This is a genomic window from Actinomyces oris (genome assembly GCF_001929375.1).
Lineage (GTDB): Bacteria > Actinomycetota > Actinomycetes > Actinomycetales > Actinomycetaceae > Actinomyces > Actinomyces oris_B.
Genome location: NZ_MSGO01000038.1, coordinates 115,292 through 131,819 on the forward strand (window position 1 = coordinate 115,292; position 16,528 = coordinate 131,819).

Annotated in this window: 17 protein-coding genes; 10 read left to right on the forward strand and 7 right to left on the reverse strand. The window is 68.1% G+C overall.

Features of this window, described 5'->3' with window-relative positions; all coding sequences use genetic code 11:
- Positions 1 to 19 precede the first annotated feature (19 nt).
- The 4 genes from BKH32_RS09315 to BKH32_RS09330 form a co-directional block, all read right to left on the reverse strand.
- Positions 20 to 1,771, reverse strand: coding sequence for an ABC transporter permease (locus tag BKH32_RS09315; RefSeq protein WP_143222786.1), 1,752 nt, complete (start codon positions 1,769 to 1,771; stop codon positions 20 to 22).
- 106 nt (positions 1,772 to 1,877) lie between these two features.
- Positions 1,878 to 2,912: an ABC transporter substrate-binding protein gene (locus tag BKH32_RS09320; protein WP_075249764.1), complete on the reverse strand. Its 1,035-nt coding sequence runs from the start codon at positions 2,910 to 2,912 to the stop codon at positions 1,878 to 1,880.
- A 140-nt stretch (positions 2,913 to 3,052) separates the two neighbouring features.
- Positions 3,053 to 3,814, reverse strand: a complete 762-nt coding sequence (locus BKH32_RS09325) for a response regulator transcription factor (RefSeq protein ID WP_256691518.1) — start codon at positions 3,812 to 3,814, stop codon at positions 3,053 to 3,055.
- Entirely contained in the window at positions 3,807 to 4,499 is a 693-nt protein-coding gene (locus tag BKH32_RS09330; protein ID WP_252862861.1) for a sensor histidine kinase, read from the reverse strand. The genes BKH32_RS09325 and BKH32_RS09330 overlap by 8 nt, the downstream gene beginning before the upstream one ends.
- Positions 4,500 to 4,824: 325 nt before the next feature.
- Between BKH32_RS09330 and BKH32_RS09335 the strand changes: the two genes are divergently transcribed.
- Positions 4,825 to 5,418 (forward strand): DJ-1 family glyoxalase III, encoded by a 594-nt coding sequence (locus tag BKH32_RS09335; RefSeq protein WP_075249766.1) that lies wholly within the window; start codon positions 4,825 to 4,827, stop codon positions 5,416 to 5,418.
- A 70-nt stretch (positions 5,419 to 5,488) separates the two neighbouring features.
- On the opposite strand, the gene BKH32_RS09340 is transcribed toward BKH32_RS09335, so the two are convergent.
- From BKH32_RS09340 to BKH32_RS09350, 3 genes are all read right to left on the reverse strand, one after another.
- On the reverse strand, positions 5,489 to 5,860 hold the full coding sequence (locus tag BKH32_RS09340) for an SdpI family protein (RefSeq protein WP_075249767.1): 372 nt from the start codon (positions 5,858 to 5,860) through the stop codon (positions 5,489 to 5,491).
- A gap of 181 nt (positions 5,861 to 6,041) precedes the next feature.
- Complete coding sequence (locus BKH32_RS09345; RefSeq protein WP_075249768.1) at positions 6,042 to 6,674, reverse strand: hypothetical protein; 633 nt, start codon at positions 6,672 to 6,674, stop codon at positions 6,042 to 6,044.
- Between the two features lie 81 nt (positions 6,675 to 6,755).
- A complete protein-coding gene (locus BKH32_RS09350) occupies positions 6,756 to 8,786 on the reverse strand; it encodes a PspC domain-containing protein (protein WP_075249769.1) in 2,031 nt (676 codons plus the stop codon).
- 125 nt (positions 8,787 to 8,911) lie between these two features.
- Here BKH32_RS09350 and BKH32_RS09355 point away from each other — a divergent pair, with 125 nt between their 5' ends.
- The 9 genes from BKH32_RS09355 to BKH32_RS09395 all read left to right on the forward strand — a co-directional run bounded on the left by BKH32_RS09355 (position 8,912) and on the right by BKH32_RS09395 (position 16,447).
- Positions 8,912 to 10,279 carry an ATP-binding protein gene (locus tag BKH32_RS09355; protein WP_430383797.1) on the forward strand — a complete coding sequence of 456 codons (1,368 nt, stop codon included), beginning with the start codon at positions 8,912 to 8,914 and terminating at the stop codon, positions 10,277 to 10,279.
- A gap of 86 nt (positions 10,280 to 10,365) precedes the next feature.
- Entirely contained in the window at positions 10,366 to 11,079 is a 714-nt protein-coding gene (locus BKH32_RS09360) for a response regulator (protein ID WP_075249770.1), read from the forward strand.
- Positions 11,080 to 11,219: 140 nt separating this feature from the next.
- Entirely contained in the window at positions 11,220 to 11,984 is a 765-nt protein-coding gene (locus tag BKH32_RS09365; RefSeq protein ID WP_075249771.1) for an L-threonylcarbamoyladenylate synthase, read from the forward strand.
- The gene (locus BKH32_RS09370) at positions 11,981 to 13,231 is read left to right on the forward strand and encodes an MraY family glycosyltransferase (RefSeq protein ID WP_075249772.1); all 1,251 of its coding nucleotides are present in this window, start codon (positions 11,981 to 11,983) and stop codon (positions 13,229 to 13,231) included. The genes BKH32_RS09365 and BKH32_RS09370 overlap by 4 nt, the downstream gene beginning before the upstream one ends.
- Positions 13,228 to 13,689 carry a pseudouridine synthase gene (locus BKH32_RS09375; protein WP_075249773.1) on the forward strand — a complete coding sequence of 154 codons (462 nt, stop codon included), beginning with the start codon at positions 13,228 to 13,230 and terminating at the stop codon, positions 13,687 to 13,689. Before BKH32_RS09370 ends, BKH32_RS09375 begins: the two co-directional genes overlap by 4 nt.
- A 94-nt stretch (positions 13,690 to 13,783) precedes the next feature.
- Entirely contained in the window at positions 13,784 to 14,767 is a 984-nt protein-coding gene (atpB, locus tag BKH32_RS09380; RefSeq protein ID WP_081376769.1) for a F0F1 ATP synthase subunit A, read from the forward strand.
- Between the two features lie 77 nt (positions 14,768 to 14,844).
- Complete coding sequence (atpE, locus tag BKH32_RS09385; RefSeq protein WP_075249774.1) at positions 14,845 to 15,051, forward strand: ATP synthase F0 subunit C; 207 nt, start codon at positions 14,845 to 14,847, stop codon at positions 15,049 to 15,051.
- Positions 15,051 to 15,635 carry a F0F1 ATP synthase subunit B gene (locus BKH32_RS09390; RefSeq protein WP_075249775.1) on the forward strand — a complete coding sequence of 195 codons (585 nt, stop codon included), beginning with the start codon at positions 15,051 to 15,053 and terminating at the stop codon, positions 15,633 to 15,635. The genes atpE and BKH32_RS09390 overlap by 1 nt, the downstream gene beginning before the upstream one ends.
- Positions 15,632 to 16,447 carry a F0F1 ATP synthase subunit delta gene (locus tag BKH32_RS09395; protein ID WP_075249776.1) on the forward strand — a complete coding sequence of 272 codons (816 nt, stop codon included), beginning with the start codon at positions 15,632 to 15,634 and terminating at the stop codon, positions 16,445 to 16,447. Before BKH32_RS09390 ends, BKH32_RS09395 begins: the two co-directional genes overlap by 4 nt.
- Positions 16,448 to 16,528 lie beyond the last annotated feature (81 nt).

Sequence of the window (16,528 nt, forward strand, 5' to 3'; positions counted from 1 at the left end):
AAGTCCTTTCTGAACGGGGTTACAGGCTCGTACGGGCTGACGATGCCACCGAGGTGTCGCGGACCAGGAGGTTGGTCGCGCCGATGACGAGCATGACGATGACGATGAGGATGGTGCAGAATGCGAATGCGTTCCCGAATCTTCCTGCGTCAACCTCGGCAAGGATTTGGGAGGTCATGATTTTGGTTTTCGGGGTAGTGATGAATACGATCGGGGATAGGGTTGTCATGGAGCGGGCAAATGCGTATGTCAGGCCGGCGATAAAGGCCGGCCTAATGAGCGGCATCGTCACCTTGGTGAAGGTCTGCAGGCCCGAGGCGCCCAGGGATGTTGATGCCTCATCGATGGACTTGTCCACCTGCTGAAGGCTCGCGATGCCTGATCGCTGACCTGATGGCATGGAGCGGGCGATGTACACCATAATGATGGCAATGGCTCCGCCGAAGACTGCGCTTCCTCCGGCGAGGGCGGGCATGAACATGAGGTGGCCGAAGATGACTGGCTTATTGAAGGTGATGAGGTAGCCAATGCCCAGGACTGTTCCGGGAACCGATAGTCCCAGCATTCCTAGGAAGTCCATGAGGCCGGCACTGGCCTTGAGGCGTACGACGACGAGCCATGCTACAAGCATTCCCAGAACTCCGGCGATCGGAGTGGCGATCAGCGCCAGGATCGTCGTGTCGATCATGGCGTCGTTGCCGATTCCGGACAGAACGTACTGGAAGTTCTTGAGCGTGAATGTGTTGTCCACGCCCAGGATTTTGACGAAGGATCCCAGGATGACAGTCGCATAGATCGACACCACGAACAGCGCCAGGGCGGCCGCCGTCGCAGACAGGGCGATGCGGGGAAGCGGAGCGCGAACCAGACGGACCCTGCCGGTGGGCTTCCCCGTGACGGTCACAGCGGAGCTGCGTGACGCCCAGTACCTCTGAAGGACGAACACCAGCAGGGCCGGCACCAGGAGTACCAGGGAGTAGGCGCTCCCGGCGGCGGTGTTGTACTCACCGTTGACTGCGATGTAGGCGCGAGACGCCAGCACGGTGAAGTCCCCTCCGATGACCAGTGGATTCGCCAGGTCGGCAATCGCTTCGACGAAGAGCAGGAGGAAGGAGGAGGCGAAGCCCGGGATAAGCATGGGGAGGGTGACTGTGCGGAAAACCGTCCAGGGTGAGGCGCCCAGCGATGCTGCGGCTTCCTCCATGGCTGGATCCAGGTTGCGCAGCATGCCGAGCATGTTCATGTAGGCGACGGGGAAGAAGGACAGGGACAGCACCAGGGTCAGGCCGGGGAGCCCGTAAATGTTCCACTGCTGGCCCAGCAGCTGAGTGGAGACGATCCCGTTGCGTCCGAAGAGTGTGATGGAGGCCGTGGCGACGGCGAAGGGTGGGGAGACGATGGGGATGAGGCAGATGAGATGAAGGAGACGTTTACCGGGTATGTCGACACGAGCCTGCACGTAAGCGAAGAAGAAACCGATGAGTGTTCCGACGGTTCCGACGACGAGGCCCAGAACGACAGTATTGATAACCGTTGTTCGGTTCGTCGTGGAGCGCAGCAGGCTGGTGAGGACCTCTGAGCCGTTGGCGGAGAAGGCCTGAGAAAGGATCGTCACCAGAGGAAGGACGATGAGGATGATGAGGACAAGGGTGATAGCAGTAACGATGCCGATGGTCACGGGGTCTCGACGGACCTTGGTGGAGCGTCGTGTCGTTGCTGCGGAAGGGGCAGGAGTATGGGGACGGGGCAGCGTTGAGGCCGCGGAAGACATGGAGGACTCCGATCGAGGGGGCCGCTCGGCTGGTGGCGGCCGTGGGAAGGGTGGAGAGAGTGTTCCGGGACCGACTGGTCCCGGAACACGGAAGGAGAGGGCTTCGTCACCCCTTCGGTTGTGCGGCGATCTCCTCGTCGAAGCGTTTGGTCAGCGCGGGCTTGGCCTCTGCTGCGGCCTTGAAGTTGTAGTCCACCAGGGTGACGTCGTCGAGCTTGACCATCTTGTTGCTGGTCTTGGCGTCGGGGTTGGTTGGAATCTGGTAGGACCCCACGGTCTGTCCGATGTTCTGCGCGTCGGCCGAGATCGCCCAGTCGATGTACTTCTTGGCTGCCTCGGAGTGCTTGGACTTGGCCACCAGGGCCACCCCGCCGACTTCGTATCCGGTTCCCTCCTTCGGGAAGGACACCTGGAGGTCGGACATGCCCTCTTCCTGGTACTTCACGCAGTCGTGGGAGAAGACCAGCCCCACGGCCACTTCACCGCGGCCCGCGATCTGTCCCGGCGCGGTGCCGGACTTGGTGTACTGCAGAACGTTGCTGTGCAGCTTCTTCATGTAGTCCAGGGCCTGGTCCTGCCCGCCCAGGCGGACATTTTGTGTCCACAGGGTGGTGAAGGCGGTTCCGGAGGTTGACGGGTGAGCGGTAGAGACCTGCCCCTTGAATGCAGGTTTGAGCAGATCGTCCCAGGATTTCGGCGCCTCCGCGCCCAGCTTTTTCAGGACCGTCTTGTTGGAGCAGAACCCCAGGACTCCCACGTAGACACCGGTCCACTTGTGGTCGGCGTCCTTGTACTTGTCAGGGATCTTGGCGGCATTGGGTGATTCGTAGGTCTCAATGAGCCCCTTGGCTGCTGCGGTACCGTAGCCATCCACTGGGCCTCCGTGCCAGACGTCGAACTCAGGGCTGTTCTTCGCCGAGTCGAGGCGGGCGACGGTCTCACCGGATGAGAGCCTCACGTAAGTGGCTTGGATCCCGGTCTGCTCGGTGAAGGTCTGAGTCCACTTCTGGCACAGATCCTCCATGGCTCCGCAGGCGATGGTGATCGAATCGCTCTTCGACTCGTCAACCGCGCAGCCGGTCAGGGCCAGGGCACTCGCGGTGGTGGCGGCAAGCAGGGCAGAGAACAGCCGCTTCCTCATGGGATTCTCCTTTGAATCAAGTGGGATCGGGTGGCGGGAGGTCTTTGATGCATGGCGTCCCACCGGGCGCCCTCATCATCTCTGGTGTCGGAGGCCATTGAGGTGTCGGGAAGTAACGGTTGGTAACACCGCCGTCACCATCATGGTGTGGTGGGTGAAGCAGCTGCAGGATGCGGTCCTGCCGCGTCGCCAGATGTGCTCTCCGCCAGGCGGGGCATGGTGTAGCCCTCCCCTCGCACCGAGTGGATGTACCTCCTGCCGTCCTCACCCAGAGAGCGCCGCACCCTGTAGGCGGTGGTCTTGATCATGTCCTTGCCGCCGCTGTGGTCCTCTGTGCCCCAGACCTGGCTGAGCAGGTCTGTGTATGTCACCACGTGCCCGATGTTGCGGGCAAGGACCTCCAAGAACCTCACCTCGGTGTCGGACATGTCCAGCGCCGAACCATGGAGATGGACCCGGTGCGAGGCGGTATCGATCATCAGGTCTCCGTTGGAAAGCGCAGGGGAGTGGCGGCCGTGCCATCTGCGTACGAGGGCCTGGGCTCGCAACGTGAGCTCGCGGGGACTGAACGGCTTGGTGACGTAGTCGTCGGCTCCTGCTTCCAGCCCGCGGATCCGGTCCGGCTCGTCAGACAGCGCGGTGATCATCATGATGGGTACATCGGAGATGCCTCGGATGCGTTCAGCCACGGCGACTCCGGAGACCACCGGTATCATGAGGTCAAGAACCACGAGATCGAAGCGACGCTGTTTGAAGGTGGACCATGCCTGTGCGCCATCGGTCGCGGTGACAACAGCGAAACCCGCTGTTTCGAGGGCGAAGCGCATGATCATCAGGATCTGTGGTTCGTCGTCGACGACGAGAACCTGGGGCGCGCCTGCTGACTGGATCGTGTCATTCACTGGTCATCGCCTCCTTGTGGTCGGGTTCCCGCCACGTGCGTGGAAGAGTGAGAAACACAGTTGTTCCTTTTCGAGAGATGGTGTCGACGAGGACTTTTCCGCCATGGAGCTCGACGATGCGTTGGGTGATCATCATTCCCAATCCGGTGCCCGGGCGTCGGGAACCTCCGGTGGCGAAGGGAGTGAACAGTAAAGCCCGGTCTTCCGGGGTCATGCCTGTGCCGTTATCGGAAACGGATATGGTGACGGTTTCTTCGGATTCAGTGATGCGCACCAGGATGGAGACGCCTTCGCCTGCGTGTCGGGCGGCGTTGTTGACAACGTTCGTGACGGCCTGCCCCATCAGGCGAGGGTCCACTTGAATGCGCAGCGGCGCCCCGTGGTTGTCCAAGCGGATGGAAGCATTGTGAACCCGGCGTAACTGAGCAACGCACTCGCGCACCAGCTGACGCATCTCAGTCCACTCCAGGCGCAGATTGAATAGATCGGACTCCAGGCTGGCTTCTGCCAGGAGGTCGGAGGCCATGTCGATCACCTGGTTGGAGTTCTCCGCGATGGTCTGAATGAAGCGTTTCTGGTCGGGGTTGAGAGGGCCGGCACTCTCATCGAGGAGCAGCTCGGCAGCGCCGCGTACGACGGTCAGGGGTGTGCGTAGCTCATGAGACAGGACATTGGGGCGCCGCATCCTTTCCTCATGGAAGGTGCGAAGGCGGGCGAGCTCTCCCCGGGTGCGTTGCAGAGAGCGTCGGTAGTGGAACAGGAGCGCACTGCAGACGATCACAGCGAGAACGGCTGCGCACAGGGCTGCCGTGCACCACGCCATCGTTCGCCTCCCGATGCTGCTTGAGCTGTCGGAGCGAGCCGCAGCCGACAATGATCGACTTAGACTACTCCCGGCGTCGAGCTGCCGATCAGTGCGGATGAGCCCATACGGTTCCTGCCACCGGTGGCCGGCGCGTAGGGTGATAGTGGCAGCCGTACTGACCTGAGCCGACCTTCCTGGAGGAGACATGCCCGCTTTCCACACGCCCACTGACCAGAGGACCGACAAGACCGTCGCCGTCTTCATCGCGCCCGGGCTGGAGGAGGTCGAGGCGCTGGCGACCGTGGACATCCTCTTCCGCGCCGGCATCCCCACGACGATGATCTCGGTGACCCCCGAGCGGGCCGTCGTCTCCTCCCACAACATCGTCGTCACCTGCGACCTCACCCTGTCCGAGGCGAACCTGGCCGACTACGACATGCTCGTCCTGCCCGGCGGCATCCCCGGCACCCCCAACCTCAAGGCCATCGATCCCCTCATGGCCGCGGTCACTGAGCGGGTGCGTGCCGGTCGGCCCGTGGCCGCGATCTGCGCCGCCCCCTCGATCCTGGCCGAGCTGGGCCTGCTCGAGGGCCGCCAGGCGACGTCGAACCCCGGCTTCGTGGGCGTGCTCGCCGAGCACGGTGCGCAGGTCAGTCAGGCCGCTGTCGTGACGGACGGCCCCGTCATCACCTCCCGCGGCATGGGCACCGCCATCGACTTCGGCCTGGAGATCGTGCGCCACTACCTGGGCGAGGAGGCCGTCGACGACGTCAAGGCCAAGATCGTCTACCAGGGCTGAGCGCCCCAGCCCTGATGTCGACCACTCCCGACCGGCTCCCTCACCCGCGTCAGTGAGTGGGGGAGCCGACCTATGCGCTCTGCGTCAGCGCCACAGCGCACCTGTGGGCCTGAACGTGAAGGAACGCGATGCCGGCAACCGTCTGCACCAGCGTGAGGACCAGGGGGATCAGGATCGAGATCGTCGCGGGCAGGGCCGCCTGAATGGCGAAGAGGACAGCCGAGTCGAGGAGGACCACGCCCAGTCCCATGGTCGCCGTCGCGCACCGGGCCTGCATCGTGTACCAGTTCTCCTCCGAGCGCAGCGCGATCTCGTAGCGCACTCCCGCCCACGAGCTCGGCGGGAGCCTGCGCTGCGCCATCCGGCGTCCCAGCACCACGAGCAGGATGCCGGTCATGCTCAGGATGAGGCTCATGAGTACGGAGAATGCTGTCTCAACCATCGATGTCCCTCGTCATCCGTCGCAGTGGTGGAGGTTCTCGGTTCCGGTGAGTTCTCCAAGACATCGTACGCCGCGAGGACGCACATTGGGTCTCGCGGCCGCACCGTGGAGGTGCAGTCGGCGGGCCCTGAGGTGCGTCCTCGCGGCTCGATCGAGTGGGTACGGGGTGAATGTCAGCGGATCAGGGCTTGATGCTGCGGCGCCCCTTGGGAATGAGGGCGGCGACGACGAGCAGGCCCCCCAGGCCCGCCAGGCAGGCGATGGCCGTCGTCGTGAAGTCGAAGCGCAGCCCCAGGCCCGCCGCGATGAGCAGCCCTCCCACCAGGAGCAGGAAGGCCCCCCACAGGAGCGTGGAGCCCTTGATGTCCTGGGGCTTCTGCGGCCGGTCCCGGTCAGTGACTGTCCCGGCGCTCCACACCGGGCTCGACGTCGATGACGCGGGTGCCGAGTCCGCGGACGTGACGCGGCCCTTGCCGTTCTTACCTTCCCGTCCGAAGGGATCGGTATCGAAGGCGGTGGAGAATCCGTTCTGGTTCTGGGCTGAGCTCGCGGCCGGAGAGGTGGGTGCATCGGTTGGCGCTTCCGCCTTGCTCTTAGCGTCGGCATCGTCGGTACGGGCGACCTGATCGGTGCCGCCTGGTGCGCCTTCGGTGCTCAGGACATCAGTAGCGACACCGTCGGACGTGGGAAGCGGCATGGTGAGTGGTCGGGTGTCGCCGGTGGCCGGGAAGGGCCTCGTGGCGTCCTCGCCGGTCGCCTCGGTGCTGTTGCTGCCGGCGTCGTCGGGCGACGTCGTGGAAGAGGTGCTGCTCATTGGGGGTCTCCTTGGGTGGGGCCGGGGCACGCCCGGGGAAGAGTTCTGGTGGCTGAGGCCGGTGCGCGGGCGCGGGCGCGATCACCCGGCTGTCGGGGTGGCCGTGGCGGACTGCTTGGTGGCAGCCGGGGACGGTGTCGGAGCGGCCGATCCGGAGGGACTCGGGGTCGCACTGGGCTGCGCGGCGCCCTGCCCGGACAAGGTCTTCTGCACGCAGGAGTCGTAGGAGGTGCGCTCCGCGGAGGTCAGGTCGGACAGGTTGCCCCAGCCGACGTCCTCGCTGCGGTTGTCCTCGTTCACGCTCTCGTGGGCCGTGCGGATGCAGGTCTCGGCCTCATCGGCCGTGATGGCCTGGTGGTTCATACCCGGAACCGGCAGGTCGTCGCCGTGGGCATCACCCTTCTCGTCGTACCAGGCGCTGACGATCCACACGGGCTCGTTGGTGCTGCCGTACCAGGAGACGGTGCTGCTGCGCTCCTCGATGTCGATCGTCCCGGTGTCCACTGAGGCGTTGATGGTGATCTGCTGCCGCCCGTCATCGCTGCCGGGGGAGGCCAGGGTACGTTTGATACTCAGACCGCCGCTGGAGCTGGCGTAGGTGGAGATGCTCTTGCCGGTCACGTCATAGCGACGTGGGCCCTCGTTGTTCTGATCCATCTGCCGGCCGTCGATGGTCCAGGCCCGGGAGACCTGTGAGTCGATCGCCCCCATGTCGACGTCGGCCTTGACCGTCACCCGCTGGTTGGTGTCGGTCTTGATGCGCAGGGTCCCGACGTCGAGATGGGCGGTGACGGTGGAGAGCTTGCCGGCCTCCTCGGCGGGCATGCCGCGCAGATCCAGGGTGAGGTCACCGATGTTCTTGCTGCGGCTGACGCTGCCGCCGCTGGCCGACGCCGTCAGCTCATTCCAGGTCACCGTGCTCGAGGCGGCGGTGGTCGAGTTCTTGAGGGTCTCGAAGGGCATGCGGGCCAGGCTCGTGGGGACGATCGAGGCGGTGGCCAGAGCGGGGATCGCCACGACGAACAGGACCGGCCAGCCCAGCACCGTCATCCAGCCGCCGTGCCGACGACGCAGTCCACTGGCGACGATGCCCGCTCCCAGGAGGGCGACCAGGGTACCGATGAGGAGGAACTGCCCCTGGAGCAGACCGATACGGTGAGTCGCCGTGGCGTACCAGGTGCCCGCCCCGGCCAGGAGCCCCAGGCCCAGGAACGCCAGCGACAGTGAGGAACCAGGTCCGGGACGGCGCGGGCGCGCCGGGCGGGCCGGCATGGGGGCCTGCTGGTAAGGCGGGTACTGCCGGTAGGAGCGGCTCTGCCAGCTCGGGGCGCCGGTCAGGTGGTTGAAGGTCGGGGCGCCGGCGCCGGGCACCGAGGAGTCCCAGGCCGATGCGGAGCCCGCCGCCGAGGTCTGCCAGGGCTGGGGGCCCTGAGGACCTCGAGCGGCCTTCCGGCTCGCGCGCCGGTCCTGGGCGCGGCGGATGAGGAAGACCATGCCCAGGATGAACAGCCCCAGCCAGAACAGGGGCCACATGGCGGCGGCGATCCCCGCCCCATGGATGTACCAGCTGGGGATGAAGCCGTTGTCGAACGTCGACATGCCGATGACCGTCATACCGATGGCGCCCGCCAGGCCCGCGTTGAAACGGCCGGAGAAGGCCTCCTCCAGGTGGATGCGCCCATCGGACTCCTCGGGCAGGAGGGCCCAGGCCAGCCCGTAGAGGACCAGTCCGACACCGACGAAGAGCGAGAGCACCACCCACATGCAACGCACCAGGGTGGGATCCAGGCCGAAGCGGTAGGCCACGCCACCGGCCACGCCCGCCACCCAGCGCTCATTGGTGCGCATGAGTCCCGAGCCGCGCAGGGAGTCGAAGAAGCGGTGGGTGGATTCGCTCTGAGGCCCCGGCTGGGGGCCTCCGTACTGCTGGAAGGAGGGCGCGGGGCCCGGCTGCGGTTCGTACTGCGGGCCGTACTGCGAACTCTGCTGGGAGTCGCGCTGGGTGCCGCCGGCGCCGTGGGAGTCGGCAGGGGAGGAGGATGCGGAGGAGCCAGAGGAATCGGAGCCGGTGGGAGAGTCACCGTCAGACGGGGAAGCAGGCTTGTCGTTCATGTCAACAATTCTTCGCGCCCCAGGCCTGCAGCACGATCAGGGGAACCCCTGAATGATCCCGGATTGTCCCCCGAATCTCCCGGAGGACAATCGGAACGGCGACCCTGACGTGCCACGATGGTGCCATGACGACAGCTCAGCAGTGGGGCGCGCAGCCCGGGCCGACCGCCGGCGGGCCGGCGTCCTCCTGGAGCCCCCCGCGCCAGCTGCAGCGACGCCCCCCTCTGCGTCGTCTGCCCCACCACCTGGGGCCGGCTCCGGCCGACGTGTCCGTCGAGACCGCCCGTATGCGCCGCCCCGCCCGCATCGCCGGCGTCTGCGCGGGACTGAGCCTCCATCTGGGCGTCCCCGTGCGATACGTCCGTGCGGCCATGGTCGTCCTCGCCCTCGGCGGCGGCGCGGGTGCCCTGCTCTACGCCCTGCTGTGGGCGACCCTCTCCGGGGAGAACGGCCCGGCAGGAGAGGAGTCCGGCTTGGCGGCCTCTCGTGCCCGCCTGGCGGCCCGCCTCAGAGGTGGGAGAGGCGCCGCAGAACGCAGGGTCGACGGCGGAGCCGTCCTGGGCTTGTCACAGACGGTCATCGACGGCGGCGCGCTCCTCCTGGCGGCCCTGTTCCTGGCCTTCTGGCGCTTCGGGCTGCTGGACCGGATCGGGGCGGTGGGAGTCATCGTCGTCGTCATCGCCGGGGCGGCCCTGGCCTGGTCGCAGATGGACAACCTCGTCGGCACGGACCGCAACCTGAGCGCTGTTGTGCGGGTCGCGGGCGGGGTGTGCCTGGCCGTCGTCGGCATCCTGGTGTGGGTGGCTGCGGACAGCACCCCCTACAAGCTCATCTCCGGGCTCGTCACCGGCGGGGCGCTCGTGGCGGGCATCGGCGTGGTCCTGGCGCCCCTGTGGCTGCGGACCAACCGGGCCCTGGCCGACACCCGCGCCGCCGAGATCCGCGAGGCCGAGCGCGCCGACATCGCCGCCCACCTGCACGACTCCGTCCTCCAGACCCTCACCCTCATCCGCAAGCGCGCCGACGAGCCCGAGACGGTGGCCCGCCTGGCCCGCTCCCAGGAGCGCGAGCTGCGCGCCTGGCTCTACACCGACCGTCCCGCGCCGGGCACCTCCGTGGCCGACGCCTTCACCGACCTGGCCGGTGAGATCGAGGACCGCTACGGCGTGGCCGTCGACGCCGTGTGCGTGGGCGACCGGGCCCCCGACCGCGACACCGAGGTCATCGTCGCCGCCGCCCGCGAGGCCCTGTCCAACGCGGTGCGCCACGGCGCCCCGCCGGTCTCCCTCTACGTGGAGGCCGGCGAGGAGGGCCTGGAGGTGTTCGTGCGCGATCATGGCCCCGGCTTCGACCTGGACGCCATCGCCGAGGACCGCCACGGCGTGCGCGAGTCCATCATCGCCCGCATGGAGCGCCACGGCGGCAGCGCCCGGGTGCGCCGCATGTCCACCGGTACCGAGGTGGCGCTGACTCTCCCCGTGCGAGCCCACTGAGCCGTCTATCGTTGCTCCCATCTCCTTCGGCCCCACTCAAGCCCCTTCATCCTTCATCACCCCCACGTCACCACCAGGAAGACCCCATGGCTGACACGCCCGCCGGTACCACCACAGACCACCACCAGTCCGCTGAGCCGAGCGCGTCCCTGCGGGTCCTGGTCGTCGACGACCACGCCCTGGTCCGCTCCGGGGTGCGCTCCGAGCTGACCGCCCACGCCCCCGACCTGGACGTCATCGCCGAGGCCGACGACGTCGAGGGCGCCATCGCCGCCGTCCACGCCCTGCGGCCCGACGTCGTCCTGCTCGACGTCCACCTGCCCGGAGGCAACGGCGGGGGAGGGGCCGAGGTCGTCGCCTCCTGCCACGACGTCCCCGAGACGCGCTTCCTGGCCCTGAGCGTCTCGGACGCCAGCGACGACGTCGTCGGCGTCATCCGGGCCGGCGCCCGCGGCTACGTCACCAAGGCGATCTCCACCGCGGACCTGGCCCAGGCCGTGCGGCGCGTGGCCGCCGGAGACGCCGCCTTCTCCCCGCGCCTGGCCGGATTCGTCCTGGACGCCTTCGGCGCCGGAGCGGGCGAGGTGGCCGTGGCCGACACCGAGCTCGACCGCCTCTCGGCGCGCGAGCGGGAGGTAATGCGGCTCATCGCCCGCGGCTACACCTACAAGGAGTGCGCCTCCGAGCTGTTCATCTCGGTCAAGACCGTCGAGACCCACGTCTCCGCGGTCCTGCGCAAGCTCCAGCTGTCCAACCGCAACGAGCTCACCCGCTGGGCCGTGGCCCGCCGCATCGTCTAGGAATCGGGCCAGTCCTGGGCTCGTCCTGGCAACGAACCGGGGGCGTGCGGGTGAGCAGCAGCCCGGTCAGGTGACGGTCCGGCATCGCGTCCGGGCCCACACCGCCGCACTGTCCCGCCGCCGACCCGATCCGTGGCAGGATGCAGGACGTGAGCCAACCCCCGCAGCCCTCCGCGAGCACCGCTCATCCCCACCCCGACCCTCTCCAACCGGCCTGCGAGCACCTGCGCGCAGGCGGGCTCGTCATCCTGCCCACGGACACCGTCTACGGCATCGGGTGCAACGCCGCCGACGCCGGGGCGGTCGAGCGGCTGCTGGCCGCCAAGGGGCGCGGACGCCAGATGCCCCCGCCGGTCCTCGTGGCCGACCCCGCCGACCTGAGCGGGATCGTGGCCCGGGTGCCGGAGGCCGCCCGCGCCCTCATGGAGGCCTTCTGGCCGGGCGCACTGACCCTCATCCTGGAGGCCGACGAGACCCTGACCTGGGACCTGGGGGAGACCGGCGGCACCCTCGCCGTGCGCATGCCCGCCCACGAGCTCGCCCTGAGTCTCCTGCGCCGCAGCGGCCCGCTGGCCGTCACCTCCGCCAACCCCACCGCCTCCCCGCCCGCCACTGACGCCGCCTCCGCCCGGGCCGCCTTCCCCGGACGGGTCCGGGACCTCGAAGAGCTCGCGCCGGGTAGCGCCGGCGCCGCCCGGCGCGAGGACATCCTGCTGCTCGACGGCGGCGCCACCCCCGGACCGGTTCCCTCCACCATCGTCACCCTCGCCGGGGCGTACGCCCGCACCCCCCGGATCCTGCGCCAGGGGGCTTTAGCGCACGAGGACCTGGAACGGGTGGCCGGCGTCGCCCTGTCCGAAGGGACGGCAGGGGCGGCGCGCGACAGGACGGGGGCGGGCGCGTGAAGGTCTACCTCCTGGTCATGGCCATTGCCGCCGCGACCACCTACGTGGCCGTCCCGATCATCCGGCACATCGCCCTGGTGGGGGACGCGCTCACCCCCGTGCGGGCCCGCGACGTCCACTCCACGCCCATCCCGCGCCTGGGCGGCGTGGCCATGTTCTTCGGCCTGTTCTCCGCGATCTCCGTGGCCTCCACCATCCCCTACCTCTCCGACGTCATCGACTCCAGCGCCTGGGCGGTGGTCCTGGGTGCGGGACTGGTGTGCCTGCTCGGCGTCGTCGACGACCTGTGGGAGCTGGACTGGATGACCAAGCTCGCCGGCCAGATCCTGGCCGCCGGCGTCATGGCCTGGCAGGGCGTCCAGCTCCTCACCTTCCCCGTGGCGGGACTGACGATCGGCTCCTCACGCCTGTCCCTGGTCTCCACCGTCATCGTCGTGGTGGCCGCCATCAACGCCGTCAACTTCGTCGACGGACTCGACGGGCTGGCGGCCGGCATCATCGGGATCGGCTCGACCGCCTTCTTCCTGTACACCTACGTCCTCACCCGCGCCACGAGCCCGGGCTCCTACAGCTCCCTGGCCGCCACCATCGTGGCCGCGCTCATCGGCGTGTGTGTGGGCTTCCTGCCCCACAACTTCAACCCCGCCACCATCTTCATGGGCGACTCCGGGGCGATGCAGCTGGGACTGGTCTCGGCCGCCTCCACCATCATCGTCACCGGGCAGATCGACCCGGGCAGCTTCGACGGCTCGCGCGCCCTGCCGGCCTTCATGCCGATCCTCCTGCCGTTGGCGGTGCTCCTGCTGCCCCTGACCGACATGATCATGGCGATCGTGCGCCGCGCCCGGAAGGGACTGAGCCCCACCCACCCCGACCGCATGCACATGCACCATCGGCTGCTGGCCGCCGGGCACTCCCACCGCCGCGCGGTGCTGGTGATGTACCTGTGGACGGCCGTCGCCTCCTTCCCCGTGGCCGCCATGGCCTTCTTCCCCCTGCCCTGGGTGCTGGCGGGGCTCGCCATCTCGGTGCTGTTCGCCTTCGTCGTCACCGTCGACCTCATGCCCGGAGTGCGCCACGGCCTGCGCTCGGCGCTGCGCCGTCGCCGCGACCGTCAGGAGCATCGGATCGTCATCTCCCGCAACGTCTCGGGGACCGGTGAGGTGACGCGCCCGGCCGAGGGACAGGCGCCGCATGGGATCGCCCTGCAGGCGTCGCCCGGCCCCTCTGAAAGGACACGCCAGTGAGCGAGGCGCCCCCTACTAACGCCCGGGCACTGCGCGAGGCCTCAGCGCGGCTGCGCCGAATCCTCTCCGTGTCCGCCGTCGTCATCGTGGCCGGCGAGGCCCTGTGGTGCCTGATCGGCGGAGTCCGCGGCGCCGTGGCCCAGCCGCTGGGCACGCTGCTGACCGCAGTAGGGACGACGACGCTGCTCCTGACCGCGAGCTGGTGGTTCCTGGACCGTATGGTCCGCTCCGAAACGGGGGGCCTGGTGGCCTGGGTGGCAGGCGGCTACCTGGGAAAGATCGCGCTCCTGACGGTGGGGCTCCTGGGAGGAAGAGCCCTGGGATACGACACCAGAGTGATTGGGGTCTCACTCATTGTGGCGATCCTGGTGGGCATGTTCGCCGAGTCGACCGTCCTGGCGCAGGCGCGAATCCTCGCGGTGGAGCCGAAGAAGGATGAGCCTGCGGACCGCCCCTGACCGACGGGTGGGGCCGGGCGCGCAGGATGTCGTGACTGTGACGGACCGCGATAAGGCCCCAGATTGCTTCGTGAGACCACTATGAGGCGTTAGCATGGCTTGTGATGAGCAGGCCTGTCAGGACGGGCCTCGAAAGCGTGAGAGACATCGGGAGGAACTCCTGTCCACCAACACCGTCACCGAGAACGGCACGGCAGCCGACGCCGTGCCGCGGACGGCTGACGCCAAGCCGTTCGTCAAACCGCTGTGGTACTGGGTACTCCTGATCGTCCTGGTCGCTGTCATCGCGGTGACCGCGGTGCCCGCCTTCACGGAGGACACGCACATGCCCGGTGTCGCGGACTTCACCCCCGAGGCGCTCTTCGGTGAGGGGACTCTCCTGCAGTTCAACCGCCTCACCTTCGTCCGCCTGGTCATGGGTGGGGCCCTGTGCCTGATCCTGGGGGTGGCCGCCGCCCGCCGCTTCAGGCTGGTTCCCGGACGAGGCCAGGCCCTGCTGGAGATCATCGCCGACTTCGTGCGCAGCAATGTGGCTCTCATGCTCCTGGGCAACAAGAACGGTCGCCGCTTCGCCCCGCTGCTGGGAACCCTCTTCCTGGGCATACTCGCCATGAATATCTCCGGCGTCATCCCAGGCCTCGACATCGCCGCCTCCTCAGTGGTCGCCGTCCCCATGGTGTTCGCGGCCCTGACCTACGTCACCTTCATCGGCGCCGGCATCAAGGAGCAGGGGGTCGGGCACTTCTTCGCCTCCCAGCTCATGCCTCCGGGACTACCCAAGGCGATGTACCTGCTCATCACCCCCATCGAGTTCCTCTCGAACTTCATCGTGCGGCCGGTGACGCTCACCCTGCGTCTGCTGTGCAACATGGTCTCCGGGCACATGCTGCTGGGGATGACCTTCTACGGCACCACCATCCTGCTCCACCAGCTGCAGGTGACCTCGGCGGCCAGCGCCCTCACCGGCGCCGCCATGATCGTGGTGACCCTGTTCGAGATCTTCGTCGCGGTCCTGCAGGCCTACATCTTCACCATCCTCAGCGCCGTCTACATCAAGCTCTCCATCGAGGCCCACTAGACGCCACAGCGCGTCGCCCCAAGCCTCTTCCACCGACCCCACCTGCGCCACCCGGCGCCAGAAAGAAGGAACCAGATATGACCTCCGTCGCGCTCGCATACGTCGGCTACGGCCTGGCCACGCTCGGCCCGGGCATCGGCATCGGCCTGATGGTTGGCAAGACCCAGGAGGCCACGGCCCGTCAGCCCGAGGTGGCCGGACGCCTGTTCACCAACATGATCATCGGCGCGGGCATGGTCGAGGCCCTCGGCCTCATCGGCTTCGTCCTGCCCCTCATCAAGTGATGCTCCCGCTGGCTGCTGAAGGCGGGCACGGAGGAGAGTCGGAGTTCAGCCTCCTCCCCCCGGCCTATGAGATCTTCTGGGCGGCGATCGTCCTCCTGCTCATCCTCCTGGTGGTGGGCCGCTTCGCCCTGCCCCGGCTCTACGCCGTCCTGGACGAGAGGGCGCGCCGCATCCAGGAGGGCCTCGACCTGGCCGACAAGGCCAAGCAGGACCAGGCCGACGCCGAGAAGCGCGCCGCCCGGCTCGTGGACGAGGCTCGTCGCGAGGCCGCCCGCATCCGCGACAACGCCCAGAGCGAGGCCAAGGAGATCGTCGCCCAGGCCCGCAACGACGCCCAGGCGGAGGCCGCCGGCATCGTCGAGGGCGCCCAGCGTCAGATCCTGGCCGAGAAGCAGGCCGCGCAGATCTCGCTGCGCACCGACGTCGGCATGCTCGCCTCCACCTTGGCCGAGCGCATCGTCGGTGAGCACCTGAGCGACACCGCCCTGTCCGAGCGGGTCATCGACCGCTTCCTCGACGAGCTCGAGACCATGGAGCCGGTCGAGGGACTCGACGCCGGTTCCACCGCGGAGGCGACGCGGTGAGAACAGGAACTGCCGCCACCCGTGAGACCGTGAGCCAGGCCTGGAGCCCGGTGCTCACGGCCGCGGGCGTCGAGGGCCAGGAGCTGGGTCGTCAGATCCTGGCCCTGGCCCACCAGGTCGCCGTCCACTCGCTGCCCGGTCCGCTGACCGACCCGGGCCGCGAGGCCGAGGACAAGGTGGCCCTGGCCCGCCGGCTCTTCACCGGCACCGTGGACGAGCGCGTCGTCGACCTGCTCAGTGCCATGGTCCGTGGCCGCTGGTCCAAGGCCGTCGACCTGGTCTCCGCCCTCCACGACCTGGGCATCGAGGCGATCCTCGCCGGCGCCCACGCGGACGGCTCGGTGGGGCAGATCGAGCAGCAGCTCTTCGAGGTCCACGAGCAGATCGCCGACAACCGTGAGCTGCGCGAGGCCCTGACCCCCTCGCGCCGTACCAGCACCGAGGCCCGGGTCCGCCTGGTCGAGGCCGTCTTCGCCCCCCACGTCAGCGCCCCCGCCATGAGCCTGGTGGACTGGTGCGTGCGCCACCACGCCGAGGGTGGTCCGTTGCGCAACCTGCGCCGCGTCGTCGAGCTGGCCGCCGAGATGCGCCAGCGCACCATCGTCGACGTCGTCACCGCCATCCCCATGACCTCGGCCCAGGAGGAGCGCCTGCGCACCATCCTGGAGCGCCGCCTGAGCACCCGGATCGAGCTCAACTGCGAGGTCGACTCCGCGGTCATCGGCGGAGCCCGCATCTCGACGAGGAACTACGTCATGGACCGCACCGTGCGCAGCGCCGTCGCCGAGCTGCGCACCCGCCTGGCTGGCTAACCCCGCCATCGCACACCGACCCACAACTTCACCACCCCACCGCGCCGTCGTCGCTCACGCCCAGCGCCGCCGGCCCCAAGA